Origin of the sequence: Rhodococcus sp. B7740 (assembly GCF_000954115.1) — a bacterium.
Lineage (GTDB): Bacteria > Actinomycetota > Actinomycetes > Mycobacteriales > Mycobacteriaceae > Rhodococcoides.
In genome coordinates, this window is sequence record NZ_CP010797.1 from 4,868,210 (window position 1) to 4,894,669 (window position 26,460).

At 66.5% G+C, this 26,460-nt stretch carries 28 protein-coding genes; 18 read left to right on the plus strand and 10 right to left on the minus strand.

The genetic code is table 11. From position 1 onward, the window contains the following. Positions 1 to 14 precede the first annotated feature (14 nt). Both NY08_RS22805 and NY08_RS22810 read left to right on the plus strand, forming a co-directional pair. Complete coding sequence (locus tag NY08_RS22805; RefSeq protein WP_235387001.1) at positions 15 to 1,691, plus strand: alpha/beta hydrolase; 1,677 nt, start codon at positions 15 to 17, stop codon at positions 1,689 to 1,691. 145 nt (positions 1,692 to 1,836) lie between these two features. Continuing rightward, on the plus strand, positions 1,837 to 2,211 hold the full coding sequence (locus NY08_RS22810) for a nuclear transport factor 2 family protein (RefSeq protein WP_045198965.1): 375 nt from the start codon (positions 1,837 to 1,839) through the stop codon (positions 2,209 to 2,211). Between the two features lie 177 nt (positions 2,212 to 2,388). On the opposite strand, the gene menE is transcribed toward NY08_RS22810, so the two are convergent. Beyond that, the gene (gene menE / locus NY08_RS22815) at positions 2,389 to 3,477 is read right to left on the minus strand and encodes an o-succinylbenzoate--CoA ligase (RefSeq protein WP_045201009.1); all 1,089 of its coding nucleotides are present in this window, start codon (positions 3,475 to 3,477) and stop codon (positions 2,389 to 2,391) included. A 147-nt stretch (positions 3,478 to 3,624) separates the two neighbouring features. Between menE and NY08_RS22820 the strand changes: the two genes are divergently transcribed. Both NY08_RS22820 and NY08_RS22825 read left to right on the plus strand, forming a co-directional pair. After that, positions 3,625 to 4,974, plus strand: a complete 1,350-nt coding sequence (locus tag NY08_RS22820; protein ID WP_045201011.1) for a hypothetical protein — start codon at positions 3,625 to 3,627, stop codon at positions 4,972 to 4,974. A gap of 105 nt (positions 4,975 to 5,079) precedes the next feature. Next, on the plus strand, positions 5,080 to 6,363 hold the full coding sequence (locus tag NY08_RS22825; protein WP_235387003.1) for a sensor domain-containing phosphodiesterase: 1,284 nt from the start codon (positions 5,080 to 5,082) through the stop codon (positions 6,361 to 6,363). On the opposite strand, the gene NY08_RS22830 is transcribed toward NY08_RS22825, so the two are convergent. From NY08_RS22830 to NY08_RS22840, 3 genes are read right to left on the minus strand one after another with little or no spacing between them, the layout of a single operon-like run. After that, a complete protein-coding gene (locus NY08_RS22830) occupies positions 6,360 to 6,740 on the minus strand; it encodes a VOC family protein (protein ID WP_032393920.1) in 381 nt (126 codons plus the stop codon). The genes NY08_RS22825 and NY08_RS22830 overlap by 4 nt on opposite strands. A gap of 48 nt (positions 6,741 to 6,788) precedes the next feature. Further along, complete coding sequence (locus tag NY08_RS22835) at positions 6,789 to 7,910, minus strand: GGDEF domain-containing protein (RefSeq protein ID WP_235387005.1); 1,122 nt, start codon at positions 7,908 to 7,910, stop codon at positions 6,789 to 6,791. A 7-nt stretch (positions 7,911 to 7,917) separates the two neighbouring features. Further along, on the minus strand, positions 7,918 to 8,811 hold the full coding sequence (locus tag NY08_RS22840) for a 1,4-dihydroxy-2-naphthoyl-CoA synthase (protein ID WP_032393921.1): 894 nt from the start codon (positions 8,809 to 8,811) through the stop codon (positions 7,918 to 7,920). 67 nt (positions 8,812 to 8,878) lie between these two features. Between NY08_RS22840 and NY08_RS22845 the strand changes: the two genes are divergently transcribed. From NY08_RS22845 to NY08_RS22855, 3 genes are read left to right on the plus strand one after another with little or no spacing between them, the layout of a single operon-like run. Continuing rightward, positions 8,879 to 9,523 (plus strand): PaaI family thioesterase, encoded by a 645-nt coding sequence (locus tag NY08_RS22845; RefSeq protein ID WP_045198970.1) that lies wholly within the window; start codon positions 8,879 to 8,881, stop codon positions 9,521 to 9,523. Beyond that, on the plus strand, positions 9,520 to 10,491 hold the full coding sequence (locus NY08_RS22850) for an o-succinylbenzoate synthase (RefSeq protein ID WP_045198972.1): 972 nt from the start codon (positions 9,520 to 9,522) through the stop codon (positions 10,489 to 10,491). The genes NY08_RS22845 and NY08_RS22850 overlap by 4 nt, the downstream gene beginning before the upstream one ends. A gap of 53 nt (positions 10,492 to 10,544) precedes the next feature. Continuing rightward, the gene (locus NY08_RS22855; protein WP_032393924.1) at positions 10,545 to 10,988 is read left to right on the plus strand and encodes a DUF6918 family protein; all 444 of its coding nucleotides are present in this window, start codon (positions 10,545 to 10,547) and stop codon (positions 10,986 to 10,988) included. Positions 10,989 to 11,030: 42 nt separating this feature from the next. Here NY08_RS22855 and NY08_RS22860 read toward each other — a convergent pair whose 3' ends face one another. From NY08_RS22860 to NY08_RS22875, 4 genes are read right to left on the minus strand one after another with little or no spacing between them, the layout of a single operon-like run. Next, positions 11,031 to 12,428 carry a DUF2252 domain-containing protein gene (locus NY08_RS22860; RefSeq protein ID WP_045198973.1) on the minus strand — a complete coding sequence of 466 codons (1,398 nt, stop codon included), beginning with the start codon at positions 12,426 to 12,428 and terminating at the stop codon, positions 11,031 to 11,033. Between the two features lie 22 nt (positions 12,429 to 12,450). Continuing rightward, positions 12,451 to 13,281, minus strand: a complete 831-nt coding sequence (locus tag NY08_RS22865) for a siderophore-interacting protein (RefSeq protein ID WP_045198975.1) — start codon at positions 13,279 to 13,281, stop codon at positions 12,451 to 12,453. Between the two features lie 46 nt (positions 13,282 to 13,327). Continuing rightward, positions 13,328 to 14,392 (minus strand): AbrB family transcriptional regulator, encoded by a 1,065-nt coding sequence (locus NY08_RS22870; RefSeq protein ID WP_045198978.1) that lies wholly within the window; start codon positions 14,390 to 14,392, stop codon positions 13,328 to 13,330. After that, positions 14,389 to 14,976, minus strand: coding sequence for a flavin reductase family protein (locus NY08_RS22875; protein WP_032393928.1), 588 nt, complete (start codon positions 14,974 to 14,976; stop codon positions 14,389 to 14,391). Before NY08_RS22875 ends, NY08_RS22870 begins: the two co-directional genes overlap by 4 nt. A gap of 62 nt (positions 14,977 to 15,038) precedes the next feature. On the opposite strand from NY08_RS22875, the gene menD reads away from it, so the two are divergent. Then, entirely contained in the window at positions 15,039 to 16,649 is a 1,611-nt protein-coding gene (gene menD, locus NY08_RS22880; RefSeq protein ID WP_045198981.1) for a 2-succinyl-5-enolpyruvyl-6-hydroxy-3-cyclohexene-1-carboxylic-acid synthase, read from the plus strand. Positions 16,650 to 16,663: 14 nt separating this feature from the next. On the opposite strand, the gene NY08_RS22885 is transcribed toward menD, so the two are convergent. After that, entirely contained in the window at positions 16,664 to 17,167 is a 504-nt protein-coding gene (locus tag NY08_RS22885) for a DUF2505 domain-containing protein (RefSeq protein ID WP_045198983.1), read from the minus strand. 55 nt (positions 17,168 to 17,222) lie between these two features. Here NY08_RS22885 and NY08_RS22890 point away from each other — a divergent pair, with 55 nt between their 5' ends. The 4 genes from NY08_RS22890 (at position 17,223) to NY08_RS22905 (ending at position 20,061) form a co-directional block, all read left to right on the plus strand. Continuing rightward, the gene (locus tag NY08_RS22890; RefSeq protein ID WP_045201015.1) at positions 17,223 to 17,663 is read left to right on the plus strand and encodes a hypothetical protein; all 441 of its coding nucleotides are present in this window, start codon (positions 17,223 to 17,225) and stop codon (positions 17,661 to 17,663) included. Beyond that, on the plus strand, positions 17,656 to 18,114 hold the full coding sequence (locus NY08_RS22895) for a glutaredoxin domain-containing protein (RefSeq protein WP_045198984.1): 459 nt from the start codon (positions 17,656 to 17,658) through the stop codon (positions 18,112 to 18,114). The genes NY08_RS22890 and NY08_RS22895 overlap by 8 nt, the downstream gene beginning before the upstream one ends. Positions 18,115 to 18,177: 63 nt before the next feature. Then, entirely contained in the window at positions 18,178 to 19,317 is a 1,140-nt protein-coding gene (locus tag NY08_RS22900; protein WP_200893146.1) for a glycosyltransferase family 4 protein, read from the plus strand. Positions 19,318 to 19,365: 48 nt separating this feature from the next. After that, positions 19,366 to 20,061 (plus strand): demethylmenaquinone methyltransferase, encoded by a 696-nt coding sequence (locus NY08_RS22905; RefSeq protein WP_082073920.1) that lies wholly within the window; start codon positions 19,366 to 19,368, stop codon positions 20,059 to 20,061. Positions 20,062 to 20,067: 6 nt separating this feature from the next. Here NY08_RS22905 and NY08_RS22910 read toward each other — a convergent pair whose 3' ends face one another. Beyond that, positions 20,068 to 21,315, minus strand: a complete 1,248-nt coding sequence (locus tag NY08_RS22910) for a geranylgeranyl reductase family protein (RefSeq protein ID WP_082073921.1) — start codon at positions 21,313 to 21,315, stop codon at positions 20,068 to 20,070. Between the two features lie 128 nt (positions 21,316 to 21,443). Here NY08_RS22910 and NY08_RS22915 point away from each other — a divergent pair, with 128 nt between their 5' ends. From NY08_RS22915 to NY08_RS22940, 6 genes are read left to right on the plus strand one after another with little or no spacing between them, the layout of a single operon-like run. Then, positions 21,444 to 22,130 carry an HAD family hydrolase gene (locus tag NY08_RS22915; protein ID WP_045198988.1) on the plus strand — a complete coding sequence of 229 codons (687 nt, stop codon included), beginning with the start codon at positions 21,444 to 21,446 and terminating at the stop codon, positions 22,128 to 22,130. Further along, entirely contained in the window at positions 22,127 to 23,140 is a 1,014-nt protein-coding gene (gene phnD / locus NY08_RS22920; protein WP_045198991.1) for a phosphate/phosphite/phosphonate ABC transporter substrate-binding protein, read from the plus strand. The genes NY08_RS22915 and phnD overlap by 4 nt, the downstream gene beginning before the upstream one ends. Positions 23,141 to 23,144: 4 nt before the next feature. Continuing rightward, positions 23,145 to 23,933, plus strand: coding sequence for a phosphonate ABC transporter ATP-binding protein (gene phnC / locus NY08_RS22925; RefSeq protein WP_045198993.1), 789 nt, complete (start codon positions 23,145 to 23,147; stop codon positions 23,931 to 23,933). Then, positions 23,930 to 24,724 (plus strand): phosphonate ABC transporter, permease protein PhnE, encoded by a 795-nt coding sequence (gene phnE, locus NY08_RS22930; RefSeq protein ID WP_045198995.1) that lies wholly within the window; start codon positions 23,930 to 23,932, stop codon positions 24,722 to 24,724. The genes phnC and phnE (NY08_RS22930) overlap by 4 nt, the downstream gene beginning before the upstream one ends. Beyond that, positions 24,721 to 25,557, plus strand: coding sequence for a phosphonate ABC transporter, permease protein PhnE (gene phnE, locus NY08_RS22935; protein WP_045198997.1), 837 nt, complete (start codon positions 24,721 to 24,723; stop codon positions 25,555 to 25,557). The genes phnE (NY08_RS22930) and phnE (NY08_RS22935) overlap by 4 nt, the downstream gene beginning before the upstream one ends. 7 nt (positions 25,558 to 25,564) lie before the next feature. Beyond that, positions 25,565 to 26,422, plus strand: a complete 858-nt coding sequence (locus NY08_RS22940; RefSeq protein WP_045198998.1) for a MurR/RpiR family transcriptional regulator — start codon at positions 25,565 to 25,567, stop codon at positions 26,420 to 26,422. The last annotated feature ends 38 nt before the right edge of the window (positions 26,423 to 26,460 follow it).

The following is a 26,460-nucleotide window of genomic DNA, read 5'->3' on the forward strand; positions in this document are numbered from 1 at the left end:
AATACGATCAGGACGTGACCACACGGCGGTTGGCCCGGATCGGCTCCTTCTGGCAGGACTCGCGAGCGGATCGGTACTGCCGCGCGCTCCATCCCGTCGGCCTGTTGTTCGCCGTGGTGTTCTTCGCGCTGTCGATGACGCCGTCCCTGTTGCCCCGCGTCTGGTACCTGCAGGCGGTGGCCACCGGTATCAGCATCGCGATCGGATACGGCGTCGGCTGCCTGATCGCGTGGGTGGTTCGAACCTGCGGGGTGTCGCCGGACTGGTCCGAGCAGTGGCGTCGACGCGGGTGGTGGGCGTTGGCTGTTGCTGCGGCGGTGGCCGTTCCGTTGTTTCTGATCCTGGGATCGTGGTGGCAGCAGATCGTTCGCAAGCTCGTCGGTGTGGAGGACCCCGGCAGGCCGCTGTACATCGCGGTACTGGTCGTCTCCGTGGTGGTGGCCGTCGCTGTCTTGGCGTTGGGTCGTCTGCTGCGGCGGGCTTCTCAGGCCTTGACGCGGTGGGGCAAGCAATATGTGCCGAAGCCGGTCGCACGGATCGCCAGCGTGATCGTCGTGGCCCTGTTGGTGGTGTTCGCCGTCAACGGCGCACTCGTTCGCGGCATCGTTGCGGTCGCGGAACAGTCGGCCTCGACTGCGGACCGCGGCAACCACGAGGGCGTCGAGAAGCCCACCGCGGCCGAACTGTCGGGTTCGGACGCCTCGAACGAGGAGTGGGAATCCCTGGGGCAGGAGGGGCGACGCTTCGTCGTGTCCGGGGTATCACCGGACGAGATCAGTGAGTTCACCGGAAGGCCTGCGGTGCAACCGATCCGTGTCTACGCGGGCGTGGAGTCCGCGGACACCGTCGAAGGCGTCGCCGATCGGGTGGTGGCCGAGCTCGAACGCACCGGCGCATTCTCCCGCGCTGTACTGGGCGTCGCGACGACGACCGGACGCGGGTGGGTGAACGAAAACGTCGCTCGCCCTCTGGAATACCTGTACGACGGCAACTCGGCGATCGCGTCGATGCAGTACTCGTTTCTGCCGAGCCCGATGGCATTTCTGGCCGATCGACAGACTCCGCAGGACGCCGGACGAGCCCTCTTCGAGGCGGTCTACGAGGTGTGGAGCGAACTCCCCGAGGATGCGCGACCCAAGCTGGTGTTGTTCGGTGAAAGCCTCGGTGCCTACGGCGGACAGGACGCGTTCAGCGGCGCGCAGGACATGATCGCGCGCATCGACGGTGCCCTGTGGGTCGGCAACCCGAACTTCACCCCCCAATGGGCACGCATCACGGCCGGACGCGACGCCGGTTCTCGCGAGATACTGCCTGTCGTCGACGGCGGCGAACACGTGCGCTTCGCGAGTTCGTCCGGTGACCTCGACATCGACGGACCGTGGGAAGAGCCGCGAATCGTGTACTGGCAGCACGCATCCGACCCGATCGTGTGGTGGTCACCGGATCTGATCCTGAACCGGCCCGACTGGTTACGCGAACCCCGCGGTGCCGACGTCGACCCAGGAGTGCAGTGGTTCCCGTTCGTGACCTTCTGGCAGTTGACGTTCGATCAGGTCTTCTCCACCGACGTCGACGACGGACACGGCCACAGTTACGGAGCCGACGCCGTGAACATGTGGGCCGACATCCTCGAGCCGCCCGGCTGGTCCGACGCCGATGTGACGCGGTTGTACGAGAAAATGGCGGGCTGAGGCGTCGGGTGTTCGGTTTACCGCCCACCTCTGCCGCAAACGCGCGCGCGTTTGCCGAACGCGCGCAGGTTCGCCACCTGTTCGGTCACTGTTTCGCGCGCACCTGGCAATTGCGCGCGCATTCGTGCGTGAGACAGTGCATCCCATGCCGCCTGCCTCCGCCGGTCGACCCAGCGCTGACAACGACGTGTCGACGGTTCTCGACCTCGAACGAGAGCTGCAGACTGCCGAATGTCGACGCGACCGCGAGCGGCTTGCCCGTCTGCTCGCCGACGACTTCACCGAGGTCGGAGCGTCGGGCACGGTGTGGGACAAGTCGTCGATACTCGACATGCTCGGTAGCGAAGGCTCCGTCGAGATCGAGATGATCGAACCCGTCGGACGGGTGATCGGTCCAGATTATGTTCTGCTGCAGTGGATTTCGCGAACGTCGAAGATGCACGCCCGTAGAACCTCGCTGTGGCGGCGTACGAACACCGGATGGGAACTGGTGCACCATCAAGGCACGCCGCTCGAATGACCACCCCGGCGCAAACGCGCGCGCGTTTGCCGAACGCGCGCAAGTTCGCCGCCTGTTCGCCCACTATTGCGCGCGCACCTGACAACTGCGCGCGCGTGTGCGGTCGACCCGACGCCCCAGCGGCCGATCGAAGACCACCGCGCACAATTACAGTGCTCGACGAGAGTGCGCCGCAACTCAGAGTTTCTGCAGCACGGTGCGCAGTTCGGCCCTGTTCAGTTTTCCCGGACCTCGTGTGGGTAGTGAGTCGAGTAGATACAACTCGCGTGGTGCGGCGGTGATGTCGAGCGAGGCAGCAACGTGGGTGCGTAGGTCCGCCAATGTCACCGGAGCAGAGGCGACGACTGCGACCACCACTTTCTGGCCCAGTCGCTCGTCGGGCAATCCCACGACGGCGCATTCTCGTATTGCGGGGTGTGTTGCCAGTGCAGCCTCGACGACCTGCGGCACGACGGTCAGCCCGCCGGTCGAGATCGCTTCGTCGAGTCGTCCGGAGATGCTCAGGACCCCGTCGACGATGGTTCCGGCGTCGTCGGTGCGGAACCATCCGGGTTCGGCGAACGCCGGATGATCGGGTAGCCCGCGGTAGCCCGAGGCCACGGTCTTTCCACCCAGCACGACCCTGCCGTCGTCGATGCGTACGACGGTGCTGTGCAGTGGAACTCCGTCGTACACACAGCCGCCTGCCGTTTCGCTCATTCCGTAGGTCCGCACCAATCGGATGCCCGCGTCCTGTGCCTTCTCTCGCAGCGGTGCCGGTGTCGCGGCCCCGCCGAGGAGGACTGCGTCCAGTGAGGCGAGGGCCGCGATCGCTTCGGGGATCTCGAATGCCTTCAGCAATTGTCCGGGGACCAGTGAGGTGTAGCGCAGGGGTCCCGACATCAGGCCAACCGCGTCGATCAGAGCGGAGGGATCGAAACCTCTCGACACGTCCATCACGACGGGCGAGGTTCCGGCGAGCACACTGCGAAGCAGCACCTGCATTCCGGCGATGTGGTGTGCGGGCAACGCCAGCAGCCACGACCCCGGTCCGCCGAGTCGTTCCTCGGTGGCCGTCGCCGAGGCCACCAGTGCAGAAGCGGACAACATGGCTCCCTTGGGGACACCCGTCGTTCCCGAGGTCGCGACGACCAGGGCGACGCCGTCGTCGATGGGAGTCCCCGGTGCCAGCGCGTCGTGCAGGCGCTCGGTCTCACGCGGATCGTCGGTGGGCACGGGAAGCAGGGCCGGGCCGTCGCCTGCGAGCATGCGGCTCAGCCGCGGCATGATCTCCGCCGCCGCAGGCCCCGACGGAATGGATACGCTCTCGAGCACGGACTCGAGGCTAGTCGCACGGCTCGATCGCGGACGGGAGCACCTACGGGGTCCGCGGTTGTCACCCGAGATCGAGTCGCTGTGGAACAGTGGAACATCGTGAAGGGATCGGGCATGGACGACGCGGTGTGGGCAGCTCTGTCGTACTTCGATTCCGTCGATCCCGCGCTCGCCGCCGACGCGCGTCTGGGCTGGGACGGTCTGGTGGATGTGTCTCCGCCTGCGGGCCCGACGCAACATTCCGTACAGACCTATCTGTGGGTGTATCTGCGTCACGCGGCCGAGGGGCCCGATCGCGCGGTCGACATCGCACATGCCCTCGGTGACCTGCTCGACCGGCTCGGACGCGTCGGATACGCGGAGATCGCCCGAAGCGCCGTCACCGAGGAGCTGGTGCGAGCACCCGACGACGCCGCGTGGTTGCAGCACTATCGCGCCGCCACCGAACAGTCGGGCATCGGTGCCGTCGATACCGAGCTCGTCACCTGGCAGGACGCCCCGACCGGTGTCGAGCGGGCCATCGTGGAAAAGATCGGTGAGACGCTGGAAGTGGCGACCATCGCCGGCGAGTTCGAGCCGTCGAAGCCCGGTGGGCGACCGCTCGGCACCAACGCTCTGGCCATGCGTCGACGCGGCGTCACCGATGCCGTGCTGACCTCCGATCGAGGCAAGGACGACTCCGAGGCAGTTCTGCTCGAACAGCTGCTCGACCACCGCATCGAGTTGTGGAGCAACTACAGCGCTCCGCGGGCCGAGCTGTATCTGGGGCTGCGCGAGGCTCTGCACGAGGCCGCCGAGCCGGTGTACGGGTGTGTGCGCAGGCTCGAGAGTTTCATCGGATGCATCGGGGACGGCGTCGCGTTGACCGACGCCGGGTACCTGCCGGACGAGGTGGTGGCCGGCATCGCGAACACGGTGTTTCCTCCGGCCGAACGTCCGTTGTATGTCGGCCGCGAACTCGACACGGAGAAGGTACTGATCGTCCGACGCCTCCTGATGAGGGTGCGTCTGCTGCGTCGGTCCGCCGGGCGGTTGGTACCGACGGCCCGAACTCGGCAGCTCAGCTCCGACGGGCTGTGGCGCGTGCTCACCGCAGGCATCGTCGGCACCGAATATCACCCGGACACGATTGCCGCGGAGGTCGTTCTGGCTCGCATGATCGTCGGTCACGATGTCGCCGACGTGGAAGCGACGGCAGACGACCTGTCGCGTCTGCTGCGGGCCGAGGGGTGGACGCATTCCGGCGAGGAGCCTGCTGCCGAGCATGCCGAGCCGCTCGCTCGGACCCTGGTCGCCGAGTTGAGCGCCCTGGGGGCGTTCGAGTTGCCGGAACCGGCTCACGCGTCGGGGCCGCAGCCGTCCGGCTCGGTCGCGACTGACGAAGGCAAGCGACTCGCCGCGGCGGTGCTGCGGCATCGGCTGCTCCATACGCGCTATCCGTCGTTGTGACCGCTCTCGGATGGCCTATCGGTCGAAACTGCAGATGTGGCCCGGTTAAGCTCACCTGGATCCGGTTCCAGAACGGGCCCGGCGGTTCGTTGCGAGGTGATGCCGGTGGACGGTGAGGTCGCGGACACCGCGCGCTCTCGGTCTCGCCGGCAGAGCGACTCGGCTCGTCGATACCTCGATGTCGAGGCGACGACGCCCGCTCTGCGGTCGACGGTCGAATTCGCCGCACGCAGCGTCGGATTCGCCATCGCGCAGCTCAACGTGCTCGACGAAGACACTCAGTACACGCTGGTCAACGTCGGCGGACCGCCGGTGTCGACGGTCGTACGAGCCGACACCCTCTGCGACGACGTGGTGCGCTCCGGCGAACCCGCCGTCGTGGCGCACGGTCGCGTCCATGCCACCACCCGGCAGCGCGCCATCCTCGACGACAACGGCATCGCGTCCTACGCGTCGGTTCCGCTGCGCGGGCGCGAGGGCCTGGTGATCGGCACCCTCTGCCTGCTCGATCGCACGACGCGCTCGCTCTCGGGTGAGCAGATGCGCGAACTCGAACAGTTCGCGTCGGTGCTGGAGGAACAACTCGACCTGCATCGCCGCGTCGGATCGGGCGTCAGCCGGCTCGGGAGCGACAACGACATCGCCGACTCCATCGCCGACGGCCACATCGTCCCCTGGTTCCAATCGATCGTGGATCTGCGGACCGAGAAGATCGTCGGCTTCGAGGCCTTGGCGCGTTGGCATCACCCCACTCGCGGGATGGTGGTGCCTGCGGACTTCGTGCCGTTCGCCGAAGCCAGTGAACTGATCATCGACGTCGACCTCAGTGTGCTCGCGCAGGCCGCGGTCGAAATGAAGAAGTGGCACGTCCATCGTCCGGACCTGCGGCTGACCGTCAACATCTCGGGACGCCACCTGGCCCATCCCGACGGGGTCAGTCAGTTGCAGCGCGCCATCGCGTCCTCCGGTGTGTCGCCGTCGTCGATCTCGCTCGAGCTCACCGAGACCACCGCCGTGACGCCGGGGCCGTTGCTGCGCAGGCACATCGACGACGTGCATCGGCTCGGCTTCAGGGTGCTGCTCGACGATTTCGGTTCGGGCTGGTCCTCACTCGAACGGCTGGTGACCCTTCAGCCCGACGGCATCAAGATCGACGGGCACCTGACGCGATTCGTCGACACCGTGGCCGGACGGGCGATGATCAGGTCGTTGGCCGGAGTGGCGAAGGATCTCGATCTGACGATGATCGTCGAGGGCATCGAGAGTCGCGAACAGGCCGACGCTGTGCTCGAACTCGGCTGCACTCTGGCTCAGGGGTATCTGTGGTCGAGGCCGCAGTCGGCAACGGCGGTGCTGCGCGCGACCGCCGACGACGCGTCGACGGGCTAGCGGTTGTCCTTTCGCAGCGGATGATCCTGCGGGATCTGCACCAGCACGATGGGAATCGCGTCCGGATCCTCGATCCACATCTCGATCAGGCCCCACGGCTCGGTGCGTGCCTCACGCACGATCTCGATCCCGGCGGCCGTCAATTCCTCTGTAGCAGAGGCGATATCGCGTACCTGCAACCACAGCGCGCCGGAGAACGAACCCGATTCGTCGCCGCGATGATGCGCAGCGATCTCGAGCAGACCCTGACCCGCGAAGAACACCGTTCCGCCGGGGTATTCGCGACATACTGCCAACGACAGACCGTCACGGTAGAACGCGAGTGTCCTCTCGTAGTCGACGGGTCGCAGAATTGTCCGAGAAGCGAGGATGTCCACCCCGCATGGATACCACGGTCACCCGAGGTGGTTCCGCAGGCTCCACTCTCACAGTTCGGTCGTCGCGATTCGGTTACCGCCGGCAGCCTTCGCCTCGTACATCATCGAATCCGCCATCCGCGTTGCCCGTGTCACGACTTCGATGTTCTGATCCCACACCGGTGAACCCGCGTGCACGATCGCAGCCCCCACGCTGACCGTCACCGCAATCGGATCCTCGGGATCGCGCAGTGCTCGGCGCACCCCGTGGACCAGCGCGTCGATGTGGAGGCGGGACGTCGAGACGACGGCGAGGTACTCCTCCCCGCCGGTGCGTGCGACCACACCGTATTCGCCCAGATGTGCGCGTAGACGTTGGGCGACGCGCAGGATGACCGCGTCGCCTTCCTCGTGCCCGTACAGATCGTTCACCGATTTGAACCGGTCGATGTCGATCATCACTGCCGCCGAGCACTGATCCTTCTCTCGGCCGCGTGGCCACACATCGTCGATGGCAGCGTCGAGACCGCGACGATTGGCCAGGCCGGTCAACGGATCGAGCAACGAACGACGCGCATCGTCGGTCAGGATGGTGATCAACAGATGCGAGACGAGCGGAACTGCGGCGATCGTGAGCAGCACGACGTTCGTCCGGAAGATCAGTGATGCGATGTCCACCTCCCCGCGGGAGTACGTCGCTGCGGCGGCAACGAGAGTGCATGTCACCGCGAACACCAGGTGCGCCAGCAGCCAGCGGGGGCTGAGGCAGAACGTGCAGAACGTTCCGATCACGGCGAACAGCGTGCACGTCAGCAGGGCGTCCGTGAGCGGGTTGATCCACAGCGTCGACGCCGTCCCCAGATCGGCGAAGACCGCAAAGGCCACCACCCCGAGCCGGCCGGGAAACGGTCTGGTGATCCAGGCCGCGCTGACGGCCACGACCATGACGATCAGAGCCGATTTCCAGGCGATGGCGAGCGGGCTGCGTGTGGTGTCCTCGGCGAACAACGACACCACCGCCAGCACACCGAAATTGAGCGTCAGGCATGCCAACACCCACCGGATGATTCTTCCGGCGGGCCGGGAGTTCTGGAAGTCCGCCATCCAGCGATAGTCGTAGGGCTGGGTGAACCAGTCTCGCAGAGCGCCCGCAGCACTGTGGTGGTTTCGGCGGTTCGACGTCGAAATCACCGGTAGGTCAGAAGTATCGGGGGAACGGCGACCAGTCGGGCTCGCGCTTGTCGAGGAACGCGTCGCGACCCTCCACGGCCTCGTCGGTCATGTAGGCCAGGCGGGTGGCTTCACCGGCGAACAGTTGCTGACCCACCAGGCCGTCGTCCTGCAGGTTGAAAGCGTACTTCAGCATTCGTTGTGCCTGAGGTGATTTCGCGTTGATCTTGGCAGCCCACTCGATCGCGGTGTTCTCGAGCTCGTCGTGATCGACCACCTTGTTCACTGCGCCCATCCGGTGCATCTCCTCGGCCGAGTACGTCTCGCCGAGAAAGAATATCTCGCGGGCGAACTTCTGACCGACCATCTTCGCCAGATACGCACTGCCGTAACCACCGTCGAAGCTGCCGACATCGGCATCGGTCTGCTTGAACCGGGCATGCTCGCGGCTCGCGAGAGTCAGATCGCACACCACGTGCAGGCTGTGCCCGCCTCCTGCCGCCCAGCCGTTGACCAAGCAGATGACCACCTTGGGCATGAAGCGAATGAGGCGCTGCACCTCCAGGATGTGCAGGCGTCCGGCGCGGGCCTTGTCGACGGTGTCGGCCGTCTCCCCGTCGGCGTACTGGTAACCACTGCGACCGCGAATGCGCTGATCGCCACCGGAGCAGAACGCCCAGCCGCCGTCCTTGCTGCTCGGACCGTTGCCGGTGAGCAGCACCGTTCCCACGTCGGAGCTCACCCGTGCATGCTCGAGGGCGCGGTAGAGCTCGTCCACGGTGTGCGGCCGGAAAGCGTTGCGAATGTCGGGCCGATCGAACGCAACTCGCACGGTCGCGTCGGACACGTGGCGGTGATACGTGATGTCGGTCAGGTCTTCGAAGCCGGGAACGGGACGCCACAGTGCGGGAGTGAAGGTCACGGGCGCCAGCTTAACGGTGGCCGGGGTTGGCTCCGTGCCGAACGGTCGGTGCAGCTAGCGTGCAGTCATGACCGACCCGATCGAGCTCGACCGAGATTCCGACCCCGAATACGACCACCACGGGGGCTTCCCGCGTTTCGTGCCGGCGAAGGTGGGCCCGGAGTACGGGCAGCTGCTCGAGGCGCTGCGCACGGTGCAGGACCTCGCGGTGTCCACCTCGTTGCCTGCCGACGTGACCGAGGCGGCAGCGGACAAGGCCAGGGAACTGATCGAGCTGTTGAGCCCGCACGTGGTGGCCGAGGGGCGTCAGACCGCCGGACGAGTTCCTCGGCTGCCCGGTCGCGGTTCGCTGCTGTTGCTGCCGTGGATCATCGAGAAGATCGACGCCGAGGGCGTGCGCAGCAGAGGCATGTTCCGTCGTTTCCACCTCGGTGGCAACTCCGCCGCGCACGGCGGCACTTTGCCGCTGCTGTTCGACGACCTCTTCGGCCTGATCCAGCACGCCTACGGCAGGCCCATCAGCCGGACGGCGTACCTGCACATCAACTACCGCAAGGTGACGCCGCTGAACACCGAGCTGGTCGTCGAGGGCGCGGTGGATCGGGTCGAGGGGCGCAAGACGTTCATCAACGCTCGGCTCACCGATCTCGACGGCACCCTGTTGGCCGACTGTGAGGCGTTGATGGTGCAGTTGCTCCCGGGGCAGCAATGATCCCCTCGATCGACGACGTTCTGGACGGCGCGCATGTGCTCTCGATGCCCATGCGGACCAAGTTCCGCGGCATCACCACCCGCGAGGTGATGCTCGTTCGTGGGCCGGCCGGGTGGGGTGAATTCTCACCGTTCCCCGAATACGACGACGTCGAGTCGGCACCCTGGTTGGCGTCGGCGATCGAGGCAGCGTGGGACGGCCCGCCGAGCCCACTGCGTCGACGCATCCCGGTGAATGTGACGGTCCCCGCCGTGGCGGCCTCGGAGGTGGCGTCGGTGCTGAGCCGATCTCCCGGGGCCGAGACCGCCAAGGTGAAGGTGGCCGAGAAAGGGCAGACGCTCGCCGACGACGTCGCCCGGGTGCGCGCGGTGCGCGAGCTGGTCCCGCGGGTTCGCGTCGACGCCAACGGAGGCTGGACCGTCGACGAGGCGGTAGCGGCGCTGACGGCCCTGACCGCCGACGGTCCGCTCGAGTACGCCGAGCAGCCGTGCGCCACCGTTGCCGAACTCGTCGAACTTCGTCGCCGGGCTCCGGGAGTTCGCGTGGCAGCGGACGAGAGCATTCGCCGAGCCGAGGATCCGATGAAGGTCGTCCGGGCAGGCGGAGCCGACATCGCGGTGCTCAAGGTCGCCCCGCTCGGTGGGATGCGCGCGGTGCTCGAGCTGGCCGGCGAGCTGGGGGAGTACGGCGTTCCGGTGGTGGTGTCGAGTGCTCTGGATTCGGCGGTGGGAATCTCGGCCGGTCTGGCCGCTGCCGCGGCGTTGCCGCACCTCGAATTCGCCTGCGGTCTGGGAACGGGCGCACTGTTCGTTCGAGACGTCGCACCTGCGCCGGAGGTGGTCGACGGAACGTACCCCGTCGGCAGCCTCGAACCCGACGCCCAGGCGCTGATCGACCTCGATGCCGATGCCGATCGCACGCAGTGGTGGATCGAGCGAGTTCGGCGTTGCCACGCCCTTCTGCGGTAGTGTTGCGGCCGGTCCGCGACGGGGCCGCTGACACATCTGGGAGGAAGTTCGAAGTGGTTGCTGCACTCAAGGATTCGCTGCTCGACGAGTCGAAGGCCGACGCTCTGCGCGTCGACGTTCTGGCTCTGATCGATGCCGAGGTCGCGGACAAGAAGGGCGCGAGTGGCCTCGCGGTCAAGGGGGGATACGGCGCAGTGAAGAAGGTCGGGCCGTCGTACATCGACAGCGCGGTCTCGGCTCTGTGGCCCGATTTCGTCGACAAGCTCGACCCGTTCTGGCAGTCGTACAACGCTGCCCCGCAGGGCACGTTCGGTGACTATCTCGTCGCCAACGGCGACGCCGCATCGGACGCGCTGCTCTCGGTCACCGATGCACGCATCGAGGAGACCGACAAGTCCGTCGTCAAGAAGTTCTACGGCAGCCTGCGTGGCTCGGCGAAGAAGAACGTCATCGAGGCACTGCCTCGCGTGGGTGACCTGGTCGCCAAGCACGCGTAGTGCGCTCCGCGCAGTGGCGTGGTTATGTGCCCCCCACGGCACTCAACCACGCCACTGCCGTAGGCACTCCCAGTCGGCTTCCGTCTGATCCGCGTACAGCTGCGCGAAGCGGCACAACGCCACCTCGAGGGCATCGGAATCGCCGGTGTACCCCGAGATCATCGACGCGCCACTGGTGCGCGCGTGACCCTTGGCCAGCAGACGGCCCACCACCCGTGCGTAGTCGACCAGCGCGGGTGCATCGATCGACGACAGGTCGATCGTTCCCTTCATGTTGCGGAACTGCCGCACGTAGTACTGCCGTCCGGCGATGGTCGTCCAGCCCAGTAGCGGATCGCTGACGGTCTGCAGATCCTGCTGATACTCGACGACGCGTTGCCCCTGATGGTCGTGCCAGGCCGATTCGCCGTGCACGTACGGTGCCAGCACCGAGCGTCTGGCCTGCTTGAGCTGGAGAAACACCACGTCGTCCTCGCTGGTGCCCTCGAGCAGAGCCACATACGCCCGCAGGCCGACGCTGCCGACGCCCACCACGCGGTGCGCCACGTCGATCAACGTGTATCCACCGAGCACTCGACGCCAGTGCGGGGTCAGGGTGAGCAGATACTCGTCCAGTCCGACGGCGAGAAGTTCCTCGTCCTTCGCCGAGATGCGCGTGGTGATCGGCGGCTCCTCGACGATTCTGCGCTTGCCCTCGTGCTTCTCGGTGAAACGCGGCAGAACGCGGTCACTGGTGCGCCGACGCGCCTTCTTGGTGGCGCGTTTGATCTCCTTGCGCAGCGACCCTTCGGTGGCGTCACGCTGCAGCTTCTCGGCGGTCAGACGCTGGAACGAACGCGACATCAGCGGCTCGTCGGCAAGTCTGGCCACCTCGATGCGGTACGCGGACACACAGGCGGTGACGGCGTCACGGCACTGATCCTCGGTGCGGCCGTTCTGCCGCCCGGCCACCCAGATGCTCGCGGCGAGGCGTCGTAGATCCCACTCCCAGGCTCCCGGGTGGGCCTCGTCGAAGTCGTTGAGGTCGATGACGAGGTCACGTTCCGGTGAGGCGTAGAAACCGAAGTTGCCGAGGTGGGCGTCGCCGCTGATGACCGGGTTGATGCCGGTCGACGGCAGCATCGCCACGTCTCGGGCCATGACGATGGCCGTGCCGCGCAGAAAGCCGTAGGGGGACTCGACCATCCGCTCGAGGCGCGTCGGTATCAGCCACTCGATGCGGCCCTGGTGCGAGTAGTCGATCTGCTTGACCGGGTCGGGTCGATCCGGCGGTGCCGCCCAGTCACCCAGGGAGGCGATCGGAACCTTCTCGCGTAGGCGTCGACCCAGTTCGTAGCGCTCGGCGCGGGGGAGAGGACGGGCTCGCAGCGAGGCGAACGACGCGCCGTCCACCTCGACCGAGTCGGTGACGACCGTGTGACCTTTTCCCAAGCCGGACATGTGAGATGACACTAATCCAGTGCTATCCGGCGGCTTTACCGAACTTCCAGTATCCGGTGAAGCAGATGCTGGATTTCGGTACTGCGCGGTCGTTCACCAGGTATCTGCGCAGGCCCGTCGCCAGGCCCTGCTCGCCTGCCACGTAGACGTACGGGGTGCCGCCGGGAAGTTCGGCCTGCTGCACAGCGGTCAGTGCGGCCTCGCCGGGTTTGGCATGCCGGTCGGGACGGACGATCCAGTTCAGCTCGACGTCCGGCGGCACGTCCTGATGCTGGATGTCTGCCTCGGTGGGGACTTCGACGAACACCACGGCCCGCAGGTCCGCGGGCGAGGATCGCAGTATGCCGAGAATTGCCGGAGCAGCACTTTCGTCGCCGACGAGCAACTGCCACGAGGGTTCGGTGTCCGGGTTGTAGATGCGCCCCTCGTCGAGAATCGCGACGCGGTCTCCGGGTACGGCCTGCGCAGCCCACGACGACGCCGGACCTGCCTCGCCGTGTTCGCCGCCGTGTGCGACGAAGTCGACGTCGAGCTCCGCACCCTCGCTGAATCGGCCCTGGCCTGCGGGCCGGAAGTCGCGGACGGTGTAGTTGCGAACCACCGGTCTGGTGTCCTTCGAGAAGGTCAGATACTGGGCGTACCAGAGCTTGGAGGTCGTGCTGGGTATGCGGGGTTCGCTCTGCCCCGGTTGCGGCAGGAACAGTCGAAACCACTGGTCGTAGCCCATGTACCGGTAGTCCGCGAGCGACTCGCCCCCGAGGGTGATTCTGACGAAACCGGAACTGATCTTCTCGGCGGCGAGGACGTGCAGACGGTAGAACGCCGGGTGATCGGGTTTGACGTACTTGGCCATGCCGGTGAGATTAGTGGACCCTAACTCCGAATGGGGTCGCGTCGATTCACTCGGGTCGATCTCGTCGGTAGTGCTGGACGACCTTCGCTCCCATCGGCACCGCGAACAGCATCATGAACACTCGGATCACCTGCGCTGCCACGACGAACGTGACGTTCGCTCCGGTCGATGCCGCGATCGCCAGTACCGCGTACACCCCACCCGGGGTGGTGGCGAGGTAGCCCTCGTATCCGCTGGTGCCCGTCGACGAGGCCAACCACAGCCCCAGCAACGCGCACCCGACGGTGACGGCGATGATGAGCAGCAACGCGGACGGCAGCACCCGCGAGATGGACTTCAGGCTCGCGACGGTGAATCGCAGACCCGCTTGCCACCCGATCACGATGTACGCCGCCCACAGCAGCAACGTGGGAACCGATGCGTCGAACGAGAACCCGAGGACATCGGCGCACGTGGCGATGATCAGTGGGCCCAGCAGTGCGGGGGCAGGAAAGCGCAGCGCACGCGCGAGCAGTACGCCGATCGCGCCGCAGACCAGCACGAAAACCAGGTCCACGTACAGCGGAGCTCCGGAATCGGCGATCGCGGTCGAGTGCCCTGGCTGCGCCCGGAACACCAGCGTCGCCACCAGCGGCAGGGTGGTGGTGACGAGAACGACCCGCAGGTACTGCACCACCGCAACGACGCGTTCGTCGCCGCCGAGTTCCTGGGCGATGGCCACCAGGCCCGACGCGCCGCCCGCGACCAGTGCCAGCGCACCGGTCAGTGAATCGATGTCCTTGCGCAGTCCCAGCAGCGCGCCCGCGGCGATGGACAACAGGAGCGTTCCGACGCATGCCAGCAGCACCGGCAACCACGCATCGCCCAGTGAGCCGAGTGTGTCTCGTTGCACCAGCGTCCCGATCTCGACGCCCAGCACCGCCTGAGCCGCCATGCCGAGCCGTCGCGGCAGCGGAGCGCGCTCGGTGCCCGTGGTCGGTGCCCAACCTGCGAGAGCGAAGATCACCCCCACCAGCAACGCGACGAACAGGGCTGCCGATGGAACCCCGAGGGCGTCCGCACCGACCGTCAGTCCGACGGTGACGAGAACCAGCAGCGACCAGCGAATCAAGAAGGGCGCTCGATTTCGCGAACCTCGGGCGGCAAGCCCCACTCGGTACGGCCGAGGCGGCTCAGCGGGGCGATGGCGTCGAACTCGGGGAGGCCGTCCTCGGCCAGATATTCGGGACGTACCGACAGAGCGACGACGGTGCCCATGACGACGAAGCAGTTACCGACTTCGACGACGCGATGCAGCGTCGCCTCGATGGCGATCGGAGCGGCGGCCACGCGCGGTGGTGTCACGACGGTGCTGGGCTCGCTCTCGATCCCGACGGCTTCGAATTCGCTGACGCCGTGGTCGAAGCTCGCCGAACTGCTGTTGACCTGATCCACCAACGGTGCCGTCGCCAGGTTCACGACGAACTCGCCCGTGGCCTCGATGTTGCGAAGACTGTCCTTGCGGGTCACCGAGGTGAACTGCACGACGGGCGGTACCACCGAGGACACCGTGAAGAAGCTGTAGGGGGCGAGGTTCGCCACACCGTCGGCGGAGACGGTGGAGATCCACGCGATGGGCCTGGGTACCACCGAAGCGGTCAGGAGCTGGTAGAAGCGACCGGGAGCGACCTCGTCGGGCCGAAAGACTGTACGCACACCTCAATACTGTCAAAGCCCGGTTGCGGCGGCTGACCGACGCATCTGACACTCTGGAAACTGTGAATCCGTCCACCGCACAGGCCACCGCAGTCGTCGACGAATTGGCGCGCAGCGGGATCCGAGACGTCGTGCTCTGTCCCGGCTCGCGGAACGCTCCGTTGGCGTTCGCGTTGCAGGAGGCGGACGTCGCCGGTCGTCTGCGGTTGCACATGCGGATCGACGAGCGAACCGCCGGCTTTCTGGCCATCGGGCTGAGCCTGGGCAGCGGTCAGCCCGTCCCTGTGGTGATGACGTCGGGAACCGCGGTCGCGAATCTGGGGCCTGCTGTTCTCGAAGCGAACTACGCACGCATTCCGCTGATCGTCATCAGCGCCAACCGCCCGTACGAGATGCTCGGGACCGGCGCGAACCAGACCATCGAGCAGCTCGGCCTGTTCGGATCTCAGGTCCGCGCGACGATCAGCCTCGGGCTCGCCGAGGAAGGGCCCAAGCAGAACAGTCAGTGGCGCAGTGCGGTCTCACGGGTCATCGCCGCAGCGCGCGGCGCACGCTCCGGCAACGCGGGCCCGGTGCACTTCGATATCCCGCTGCGTGAGCCGTTGGTGCCTGCGATCGGAGACCCGGGTGCCCGTCCGGAGGGTCGGCCCGACGGAATGCCGTGGACCTCGACCACCCAGGCGACACTGGACGTTCCCGTCGAACTGGATCTGACGATCGACACCGTGGTCGTCTCCGGTCACGGCGGTGCCGTGCGTCCGGAGCTCGCCGGGCTGCCGACCGTCGCCGAGCCGACGGCGCCCCTGCACGGAATCCCGTTGCATCCCTTGGCTCTCGCGCAGTTGAAGCCGCGCCAGGCAGTCATCACCGGGCGGCCTACGCTGCATCGCCAGGTCTCGGCTCTGTTGGCCGACCCTGCGGTCGACGTCATCGCGCTGACCACCGGACCGCGCTGGCCCGACGTCTCCGGCAACGTCCTGGCCACCGGCACTCGGGCAGTCACCACCGGCGCGCCCGACCCTGCCTGGATCGCGCGCTGCGCCGCTCTGTCCGAGAAGGCCGAACTGGCTGTGCACGAACAACTTCGAGAGCATCCCAAGCCGGCGGGGCTGCACGTTGCCGACGTGGTGATGTCCGCGCTGCAGCCCGGAGACCAGCTGGTGCTCGGAGCGTCCAACCCCGTGCGCGACGCGGCCCTGGTGGCGACCCCGACCCCGGACGTGAAGGTTCTCTCCAACCGCGGCGTGGCCGGCATCGACGGCACGGTCTCGACGGCCATCGGTGCCGCGATGGCCGGAAAGCGCCGCACCATAGCGCTTCTCGGCGATCTGACATTTCTGCACGACGCGGCGGGCCTGCTCATCGGCACCGGTGAACCGCGTCCCGACGACCTGACGATCGTGGTCGCCAACGACGACGGCGGCGGCATCTTCGAGCTCCTCGAACAGGGCGACCCGCAGTACGCGGGGGTGTTCGAGAGAGTGTTCGGCACACCCCACGGCATGGATCTCGGCGCGCTGTGCGGTGCCTATCGTGTGGAGCATCGACTGGTCGACTTGGCCGATCTGGCAACCGAACTCACCGGCCGTGCCACGGGAATCAGAGTGCTGGAAGTGACCACCGAGCGATCGGGACTGCGGGATCTACATGCAGCGATCAGGGCGCGGCTGTAACGCGTGGTAGGTCGTCAGCCCTGTTGCGCCGCAACCCATTCGAGGGTTTCGCCGGTTTCCTGATCGATCATGTCCTTGATCATCTTGTTGATCAAGTCCTCGATCTTGCCGCCGACGAGTGGAATCTTCACCGTCGATTCGCCCTTGACGATCAACTTCGCACCGGTTCCGTCGGGTCGAAGAGACAGCGTGCCGTTCACCTTGGCCGGTAGACCGGTGGTGCCGCCGATGAGGGTTCCCTCGGCATGGTCGCCCTCGAGCGGACCCCAGTGATCGGTGCGGGAGACGATCAGCTTGCCCTTGATCACCTTCGTGACGAAGCCGGGGAGTTCGGAGGTGCCGACCTCTTCGGTGATGTCGACCGTCAGACCGCCGTCGTCGTGCTTGGTCATTTCGTACCCGTCCGTCTTCTTCGCTTTGGCGAAACGGGCTGCCCACTGGGCCTCGCTGGTGAGTGCTGCGTGCACGTCGGCGGGGGGATTGGACGATTCGACGGTGAACTCGAAGCTGCGCGACATGAGTGCAGACGCTACCCGAGCGGCGTCGTGTCGGCTGCGAAGTAACCTGATCGCTGTGACCGCTACCGACAGAGCCAGCCGAACGCTGTACCGGACCCGGCTGGTCGTGCTCGTGGTCGCCGGCGCGATTTCGGTCCTCGCCGTGCTTCTGGTGGTCGGAGCCTGGCGCAACGACGTCACCATCGATTCCGACAAGGGCACCGCCACCGCCGAGGTGCTGTCCGCGGGCAAGTTGCGCTCGGCCGTCAGCTTCATCACCCCCGACGGCGTGACACACAACCCGGCGCTCGGCGTGCTGTACCCCACCAACCTCATCGCCGGTCAACGCATCGAGGTCGAGTACTACAAGGCAGACCCGGACGTCGAACTGGTGCGCGTCGCCGGCCGCGACGCTACCGTCGCTATCGTTCCGGCCGGGTCGGTCATCGTCGTCACCTGGCTGATCGCCGGGCCGGTGCTGTTCTGGTTACGACGCAAGGAGGCCCGGAATGCGTAATGCCAAGCAGTGGATCATCGCAGCCCTCGCCGCGGTGGCCGGGTTCGCGCTGATGAACTTCGGCAACATCGCGTCCTCGATCGTGATCTTGGTGCTCGCCGTTGGGTTCGTTCTCGCCCTGACGACGCCGGTGCTGTACCCCCGGTCCCTGTCCGACGACGCCTCGCGCACTCTGGCGACTCGGAATTCGGTGCCGTTGGTCTACTGGCGTCCTGGATGCATCTTCTGCCTGCGGTTGCGGGTAGCGCTGCTGCTGCGCGGAAAGAAAGCCGTGTGGGTGAACATCCGCAAGGATCCGGCAGGAGTGGAGCCTGCGGAACGACCATTCAACGCTGCGGCCGCGCGGGTTCGGTCGGTCAACGACGGCAACGAGACGGTCCCGACCGTGTTCGTGGGCTCCGAACACCGCACCAACCCCGATCCGTCGTGGGTGCTCGCGCAATTCGTGTGACGTTGGCCCACACGTAACGTTGTCCATACCTGGCCGACTGCGGGGCCGCCCACACTGAGGACCGTGCGAGTAGCCATCGTTGCGGAATCGTTCTTGCCCAACATGAACGGCGTCACCCACTCGGTGATCCGTGTCCTCGAACACCTCGACAAGACGGGGCACGACGCCATCGTCATCGCCCCGGACAATCCGTCCGGCCCCAGAGCCGCGACGTGGCACGACGACGTTCCGGTGCACCGGGTGCCGTCGATCATGGTCCCCAAGGTCAGTTCGCTGCCCGTCGGAGTGCCGGGCCTCGGCATGGTCTCGGCGATGCGCGCCTTCGCCCCCGACGTCGTCCATCTCGCGTCACCGTTCCTGCTCGGAGCAGGCGGTCTCGCCGCCGCCAACCGACTGGATGTGCCTGCTGTTGCCGTCTACCAGACCGATGTCGCCGGTTTCGCCGCCAGTTACGGCCTCGGCCTGACGTCCAAGGCCGCGTGGCGCTGGACGAGGAGACTGCACCGCGGCGCGGCCCGCACCCTGGCACCGTCCACCTCCGCCGTCGACGCACTGGAGCTGCACGGAATTCCGCGCGTGCACCGATGGGCCAGGGGAGTGGACGCCGTCCGCTTCGCACCCTCGGCCACGTCGCAGACGCTCAGAACCCAGTGGGGAGCGAACGAGAAGCTGATCGTCGGATTCGTCGGCAGGCTCGCCCCGGAGAAGCACGTCGAGCGGCTCGCCGTACTGGCCACCGACCCGTCGATCCAGTTGGTGATCGTCGGCGGCGGACCCGACACAGCGGCGTTGCAGACCCTGATGCCCGGCGCGATCTTCACCGGTCAACTCGGCGGCGACGAACTCGCTCGGGCCTACGCCAGCTTCGACATCTTCGTCCACCCCGGCGAACACGAAACCTTCTGCCAGGCAGTCCAAGAGGCCCTCTCCAGCGGCGTCCCCGTCATCGGACCCGACGCCGGGGGCCCGCGCGACCTGGTCTCGCACTGCCGCAACGGATACCTGCTGCCGGTCGACAAGTTCACCGAGCTGCTGCCCAGTGCCGTAGGTGCCCTCGCCGAACCCACCACCCGCGCACGATTCGGCGACGCGGCCCGCAAATCCGTTCTGCACCGAACCTGGCCGGCCATCTGCGACGAACTGATTTCGCACTACTACGACGTGCAAGGCATCACAGCTCCGCAGGTGCAGAAGATTGCGTAGCGTCTTCTGGTCGCTCCGCAGGCTCCGCTCCTGAGTAGTCTGGACCCTGTGGCCCAGACATCACGCGCAACCCTGGCAAAAGAGCCCCACGAGGTGGCGTCGATGTTCGACGGCGTCGCCCGTCGATACGACATCACCAACACCGTTCTCTCGTTCGGGCAGGACCGCAGTTGGCGCAAGCTCACTCGGCGAGCGTTGGATCTGAAACCCGGCGAGCGTGTTCTCGATCTTGCTGCAGGCACCGGTGTCTCCACCGTCGAACTCGGTCGCAGCGGAGCCTGGTGCGTGGCCACCGATTTCTCCAAGGGCATGTTGCAGGCCGGATTGCAGCGAGGTGTTCCGATGGTCGCAGGCGACGCGATGGCACTGCCCTACGCCGACGCCAGCTTCGATGCCGCCACCATCTCGTTCGGCCTCCGCAACGTCTCGGACTTCGATGCCGGACTGCGCGAGATCGCCCGCGTCACCAAGCCCGGCGGCAGGCTCGTCGTCTCGGAATTCTCCACGCCGGTGTTCGGTCCGTTCCGCACCGTGTACATGGAGTACCTGATGAAGGCGTTGCCGAAAGTCGCACGCGCGGTGAGCAGTAACCCCGACGCGTACGTCTACCTCGCCGAGTCCATCCGCGCTTGGCCGACGCAGGAACAGTTGGCGCAGCGCATCGCCGACGCCGGCTGGACCGACGTGCAGTGGCGCAACCTCACCGGCGGAATCGTCGCGCTGCACAAGGCAACTCGACCGTAGCGCGGTTCACGAGAACGGCGGCCGGGAATCGACTTTCAACGATCCGCTTCCCGATGCCCGCCACGTGCGCGCTACGAGGTCGCTGTCGGCCTCGGTGATGAGGTTGCCCATGCAGCGGACGGCAACTTTCATCAGCGCCCGCGAGCGCATGCCCACCGGTCCTGCAGCCGGTAGGAATCTCGGCACGGTCAACAGTCCGGCGAGGCGTCGGGCGATGGAGAAGGCCTGCCCGTAGTGCTCGCGCAGCAGGCTCGGCCACGCGTCGGTGAGGTCGGGGTGATCGAGCAGGTCGACGACCATGCGGCCGCCTTCGAGTCCGTAGTCGATGCCCTCGCCGTTGAGTGGGTTCACGCAGGCTGCGGCGTCACCGATGATGGCCCAGTTGGTGCCTGCGATGCCCGAGACCGCTCCGCCCATCGGCAGCAGCGCCGACGCCACCGAGCGCAGTTCCCCGCCGAGGTCCCATTCGCCGCGACGCTGGTGGGTGTAGAGGTCGAGAAGCGGGCGCAGCGCTCCGGGTGCAGGCCGCTTGGCGGTGGCCAAGGTGCCGACGCCGATGTTGATGGTCCCGTCGTTCAGCGGGAAGACCCAGCCGTAACCGGGCTGCAGAGTGCCTGCGGCGTCACGTAATTCGAGGTGTGAGCTGATCCATTCGTCGTCGCTGCGGCCCGAGTCGATGTAGGCGCGAGCCGCGACGCCGAATGCGGTGTCGCGATGCCACTGTCGCCCGAGTTGCTTGCCCAGAGTGGAACGGACACCGTCGGCGACGATCAGTGTGCGACAGGAGATCTCGTGGGCTCCGGTTGCGGTCTGGAGTGTGACAGAACGGACCGAATTGCCGTCGCGGGTGACGGCGACAGCCTTGGCTCCCTCGGCCATGACGGCCCCGGATTCGACCGCGACGACGCGAATCCTGTCGTCCAATTCGGTTCTGGGGACGGCACTTCCGATGGTCGGCAGCGATCTGCTCGGCCACTCGAGTTGTAGTTCCTGGCCGAATCCGCTCAGTCGCAGTCCCCGGTTGCGCGCCTTGCCGCGCACCCACTCGCCCAGACCCAACTGATCGAGCTCGGCGACGGCACGTGGCGTCAACCCGTCACCGCACGTCTTGTCGCGGGGAAAGACTGCCGCGTCGGCCAGGACGACGTCGCGGCCGGATCGCGCGGCCCATGCCGCAGCGGACGATCCTGCGGGGCCCGCGCCCACGACCAGAACGTCGGTCGCGGTGGGTGGGACGGGGTGGGGGGTGCTCACGAGTTCCAGTATCCCGACCGGAGCGACTCGGTGCCGTGAAGGGGCTCCGGTTAACGCCGTGTGAACGCTTGTTTCATAGATTCAGAATCTATGGACGGATCGTTCATGGCGGGTCTAGCGTCTCTCACGTGCACCAACCGATCCTCCTCCTCGACTTCGACGGCACCGTCTGCCTCGGTGACGACCCGGTCTGGGCCTACGCAGACGCGGTGGCCGAATCTCTCGACCGCATCTCCGCCGCAACTCTCCGTGCCGGGTTGACGGCTTTCCTGGACCGCGGCGCGGGGGAGTACCTCGACGGCTACTCCGCCGTCCAGCAGCTGTCGGTGGGAGTGGACGCTGCTGTTCTCGCCGCCGCATACGCGCAGTCCCGCGAGCGCCTCGCCGCAGGTGAGCTCGAGGTGTGGGCACCGGCCGGGCTCGCGGATTTTCTCGATCTCGTCCGCGCCGACGTGGTTGTGGCCACCAATGCCCCGCGGCGCGGCGTGATCGAAACCCTCGACCGGCTCGGTCTGACCGCGGCTGTCGATCATGTCGTCACCGATGCAGGCAAGCCCGAGAAGATGCCCGCGCTGGTGGACTCGCTACTGGGCGCGCGATCACCCCATCTGTTGGCCAGTGTCGGCGACATCTGGCGCAACGACCTCGACGCACCGCATCGGCGCGGTGCCGTCACCGCTTACATCGACCGCCACGGTCACCCCCGCCCTGAAGCGACGTTCTCCGCCTCGTCGTTTCCGGCGTTGTACGACGAACTTCTCGAATGGTCGACCGATCCAGCAGCATTCGCACTCACCCACGAAGGACAGTCATGAGAATCCGCACTCCCTTGCTCGCGGTGGTTGCCACCGGACTGCTCGCCGCCTCGCTCGCCGGATGCGGAGCCCGCGACGAGTCCACCACCGAATCCTCGGCTGCGTCGCCCTGTACCGGGTCCAGCTCGGCAGATGCAGCCGACCCGTCGGAGCTGACGCTGGCACTCGTCCCCTCGGGCGACGCCAACAAGCTCGTCGAAACCGTCAAGCCGCTGCAGGACGCGCTCACCGAGCGCCTCGGCATCCCGGTCCGCGGCGTCATCACACAGGACTACCAGGCGGCGGTGGAGGCCATCGGTGCCAACCAAGCCCAGATCGGCATGCTGCCGCCGCTGCAGATGGTGCAGGCCTGCAACAAGTACGGGGCCGAGCCGGCTCTGCAGACCGTGCGCAAGGGCAAGACCACCTACGCCGCGCAGTTCTACACCAACAACCCCGACAAGTACTGCGACGACGCTCCCGTCACCGGAGCCAACGGCCTGCTGTACTGCAACGGAACCGAAAGCGGCACGGGTCCGGCCGGATTGGACTCGCTGAGCAAGATGAACGGTGCCAAGACCGTCATGCTGCAGTCCGCGTCCTCGGCCGGATTCGTCTTCCCCTCCGCCGCATTGAAAGAGGCCGGTATCGACTCCACCACCGATCTGGACCTGACCCAGGTCACCTCGCACCCGGCGGCAGTGCTGTCGGTGAACAACGGCGACGACGAAGTGGGCGTGTCGTTCTGGGACGCCCGCGAGACCGTCGTCGCCGACACCCCCGATGTGGCGAAGAACCTGGTGGTGTTCGCACTGACCAACGAGATCCCCAACGACGGCGTCTCGATCAGCAGTTCGCTGAGCCCTGATCTGCAGCAGCGCATCTCGGACGCGATGGAGGACTACGCGTCCACCCCCGAGGGCGTCGAGGCCCTCACGGCGATCTACCAGATCACCGGTCTCGACAAGGCGGACCCTGCAGCGCTGCAGCAGGCGCAGACCGAGGCGGACACTATCGGCCTGGGGAACTGATCGAATGAGCGGCGACGGCATCGCATTCGACAACGTCTCGGTTACCTACGCGGGCGGCCACACCGCGCTCGACGGAGTGACTCTCGATATTCCGGCGGGTCAGATGGTTGCCGTCGTCGGCTTGTCCGGGGCAGGAAAGTCCACGTTGATCCGCACCATCAACGGCCTCGTGCCGGTCACCTCCGGCACCGTGACCGTCGGTGATCGCGCCGTGAACAATCTGAGCAGCAAAGGGTTACGCGATCTGCGCGGAGACGTCGGAATGATCTTCCAGGGCTTCAACCTCGCCAAGCGCACCAGCGTGCTGAACAACGTGATGATGGGCCGGCTGCACAGCTCGCCGATGTGGCGAACCCTGCTCGGTGCCTGGTCCGCGGAAGACACCGAACTGGGCATGCAGGCGCTCGAGCGAGTCGAGATAGTCGGCAAGGCCTACGCGAAGGCGTCGTCCCTCTCCGGCGGTCAGCAGCAACGGGTCGCCATCGCCCGGGCACTGGCACAACAACCGCGAGTGATCCTCGCGGACGAACCGGTGGCCTCGCTCGATCCGCCGACGTCGCACGTCGTCATGCGAGACCTGCAGCGCATCAACGCAGAACTCGGCATCACCGTGGTGGTCAACCTGCACTTCCTCGATCTCGCCCGCCGCTACGGCGACCGGCTGATCGGGTTGCGCGACGGCAAGGTGGTGTTCGACGGCCATGGCCGCGACGCCGACGAATCGGTGTTCGAGAGCATCTACGGCCGCTCGCTGACCGCCGAGGACGTGCTGGAAGCCAAGGCAGAGCTGTGAGCGCTTCTGTTTCCACTCGGCCGGTGAAGCCGCGTTCGGCATGGAAAACCGTTGTGACACTTGCCGTCATCGGACTGATCACCGTCTGGGCGGGCGTCGGTGTCGGTGCCGACCTGGGTGACATCATCGACAACTGGGGCAACGCCACCGGCAAGCTGATCCAGTTGATGCAGCCGGACTACTGGTTCTTCCCCGAGACCGTCGACGCCATCCTCGAGACCCTGCAGATGGCCGTCATCGCGACCGCCATCGGTGCCGCGATCTCCTTTCCGCTCAGCTTCGCGGCCTCACGCGTGACCAACCCGAATCGGCCGCTCCTGACGGTCGTGCGCGGAATCATGAATGTCGTTCGCGCCGTACCTGATCTGTTGTACGCAGCGGTGTTGGTCGCGGTGGTCGGGACGGGAGCGCTGTCGGGAATTCTGGCGCTGATCGTGTTCAACGTCGGCATCATCGTCAAGCTCGTCTCCGAGGCACTCGACTCCGTCGATCGCGGTCCGCAGGAAGCGGCCCTCGCTGCCGGAGGCACCTGGATTGCGGCCGATCGCAGTGCTGTTGCGCCGCAGATCTTTCCGGCGTTCGTCTCGCAGAGTCTCTACACGTTGGAGCTGAACGTCCGAGCCTCGGCGGTCATCGGACTCGTCGGCGCAGGTGGCCTCGGCATGCTCATCGACAACGTCCGCACCTTCTACAAGTATCACCAGCTCAGCCTCATCATCCTCGAGATTCTCGTCATCGTCCTGGCGCTGGAACTGATCTCGTCCTGGGCCCGTCGAAAGTTGGTCGGATGAGCGTCATCGACCGCACCACCCGTGCCACTCCGGCCCGGCCGCGCAAACCACGCAACCCCCTGCGCACCGCCGTGTGGGTAGGCATCCTCGCCGTGTTCGCACTGTCGTTGTACGGCATCGAGATTCGCTGGGACAGATTGCTCGACCTGCCACAGAACCTGGTGCGCTACGCCGGCCTGATGTTCGCGCCACCGGACGTGTCCGCACTCGGCAAGGCCGTCTCGGCCACCATCGAATCGGTGCAGATGGCCTGGTTCGGAACGGTGCTCGGCATCGTCGTGTCGTTTCCGCTGAGCTTCCTCGCAGCCGCGAACATCGGGCCGCTCTGGCTGCGATGGCCGCTGCGCATCGTGTTCGCCGTCATTCGTGCAGTCCCCGAGGTCGTCATTGCCATCCTCATTCTGTCCGTCACCGGGCTGACCGCGTTCACCGGCGCACTCGCGATCGCCATCGGCTCGGTCGGCACTCTCGGCAAGTGGGGCTACGAGGCCATCGAAGGCGCGGAGAAAGGTCCGATCGAAGCGGCCCGAGCGGCAGGCGGCTCGACGGCCCAGATCGTGCGGTGGGGACTGTGGACCGACGTCGCACCCGAGGTGTTCGCCTTCTGGCTCTATCGCTTCGAGATCAACGTCCGCGCATCGGCCATCCTCGGTCTGATCGGTGCAGGCGGCATCGGCAGCATGTTGGTGGACAACGTGCAGTACCGCCAGTGGGGCGCGGTCGGCATGCTGCTGATCGTCGTCGTGGTCATCACCGTGCTCATCGACCAGGTCTCCGGTCAGGTGCGTCGACGCATCATCGACGGGAGCTGGGGATGGCAGAGAAAAGTATGAGCAAGATATGAGCATGGATCTCGCGCCCGGTGGAGTCGTGCCGCACATCCGATCGATCATTCCGTCGTTGCTGCCGGCCGAGCGGGCCGTCGCCGAGGTGTTTCTCCGACGTCCCGCCGACATCGTCGAGATGTCCTCGCAGCAGGTCGCCGACGCGGCCGGGGCGTCACGGGCGTCGGTGGTGCGTACCTGTCAGAGTCTCGGCTTCGGTGGTTATCAGCAGCTGCGAGTCTTGCTCGCGCGCGATGCGGCCCGGGCGTTGCCCGCGCAGGAGCGGTCGGCGGACGGTCCGTTCGCGATCGTGACGGAGACCTTCGCCCATGTCGGAGATTCCATCGCGGCGATGACGGCACTGTTGACCACCGAGGATGTCACTCGCGCGGTGGCTGCGCTCGCCGGTGCCGAGTCCGTCGTGGTCATCGGCAACGGACTCTCGGCCGCGTTGGCCGCCGATACCGATGCCAGGATGCGTTCGGTCGGCCTGCGCTCGCACGCACCGACCGACTCGATCGCGCAGCAGGTCGCCGTCCGGCTTCTCACCGATCGCGATGTGGCCCTGATCATCAGCGGATCGGGTGCCACGAGTGCATCGACCAAGGCCGCTCAGGCCGCTCGGGATCGGGGAGCCACCGTGGTCTCGGTGACGTCCTTTGCTCGCTCGACCCTGGCGGCCGCGTCGGACATCGCACTGGTGGTGGGCATGCGCGACCTCAGCTTCCAGCGCGAACTCGCCGTCACCAGCCGGATTCCGCACGTGATCCTGCTCGAAGGTCTGATGGCCGCTCTGACGGACGCCTTGGGTGACAGAGCGTCGGCAGCGATGGCCGCGACGCTGGAAGTCATCTCCGGCAACCTCGGTGAGTGAAGCGTCACCTGTGGTCGGTGACACCGTCGCACCGGTGT

Bases quoted from the DNA above. Each gene is read 5' to 3' on its own strand.
- NY08_RS22810 (WP_045198965.1), top strand. From the start codon at position 1,837: ATGCCGCCTGCCTCCGCCGGTCGACCCAGCGCTGACAACGACGTGTCG.
- menE (WP_045201009.1), bottom strand. From the start codon at position 3,477: ATGCCGCGGCTGAGCCGCATGCTCGCAGGCGACGGCCCGGCCCTGCTT.
- NY08_RS22845 (WP_045198970.1), top strand. From the start codon at position 8,879: ATGACCGACCCGATCGAGCTCGACCGAGATTCCGACCCCGAATACGAC.
- NY08_RS22850 (WP_045198972.1), top strand. From the start codon at position 9,520: ATGATCCCCTCGATCGACGACGTTCTGGACGGCGCGCATGTGCTCTCG.
- NY08_RS22860 (WP_045198973.1), bottom strand. From the start codon at position 12,428: ATGTCCGGCTTGGGAAAAGGTCACACGGTCGTCACCGACTCGGTCGAG.
- NY08_RS22865 (WP_045198975.1), bottom strand. From the start codon at position 13,281: ATGGCCAAGTACGTCAAACCCGATCACCCGGCGTTCTACCGTCTGCAC.
- NY08_RS22885 (WP_045198983.1), bottom strand. From the start codon at position 17,167: ATGTCGCGCAGCTTCGAGTTCACCGTCGAATCGTCCAATCCCCCCGCC.
- NY08_RS22895 (WP_045198984.1), top strand. From the start codon at position 17,656: ATGCGTAATGCCAAGCAGTGGATCATCGCAGCCCTCGCCGCGGTGGCC.
- phnD (WP_045198991.1), top strand. From the start codon at position 22,127: ATGAGAATCCGCACTCCCTTGCTCGCGGTGGTTGCCACCGGACTGCTC.
- phnC (WP_045198993.1), top strand. From the start codon at position 23,145: ATGAGCGGCGACGGCATCGCATTCGACAACGTCTCGGTTACCTACGCG.
- phnE (WP_045198997.1), top strand. From the start codon at position 24,721: ATGAGCGTCATCGACCGCACCACCCGTGCCACTCCGGCCCGGCCGCGC.
- NY08_RS22940 (WP_045198998.1), top strand. From the start codon at position 25,565: ATGAGCATGGATCTCGCGCCCGGTGGAGTCGTGCCGCACATCCGATCG.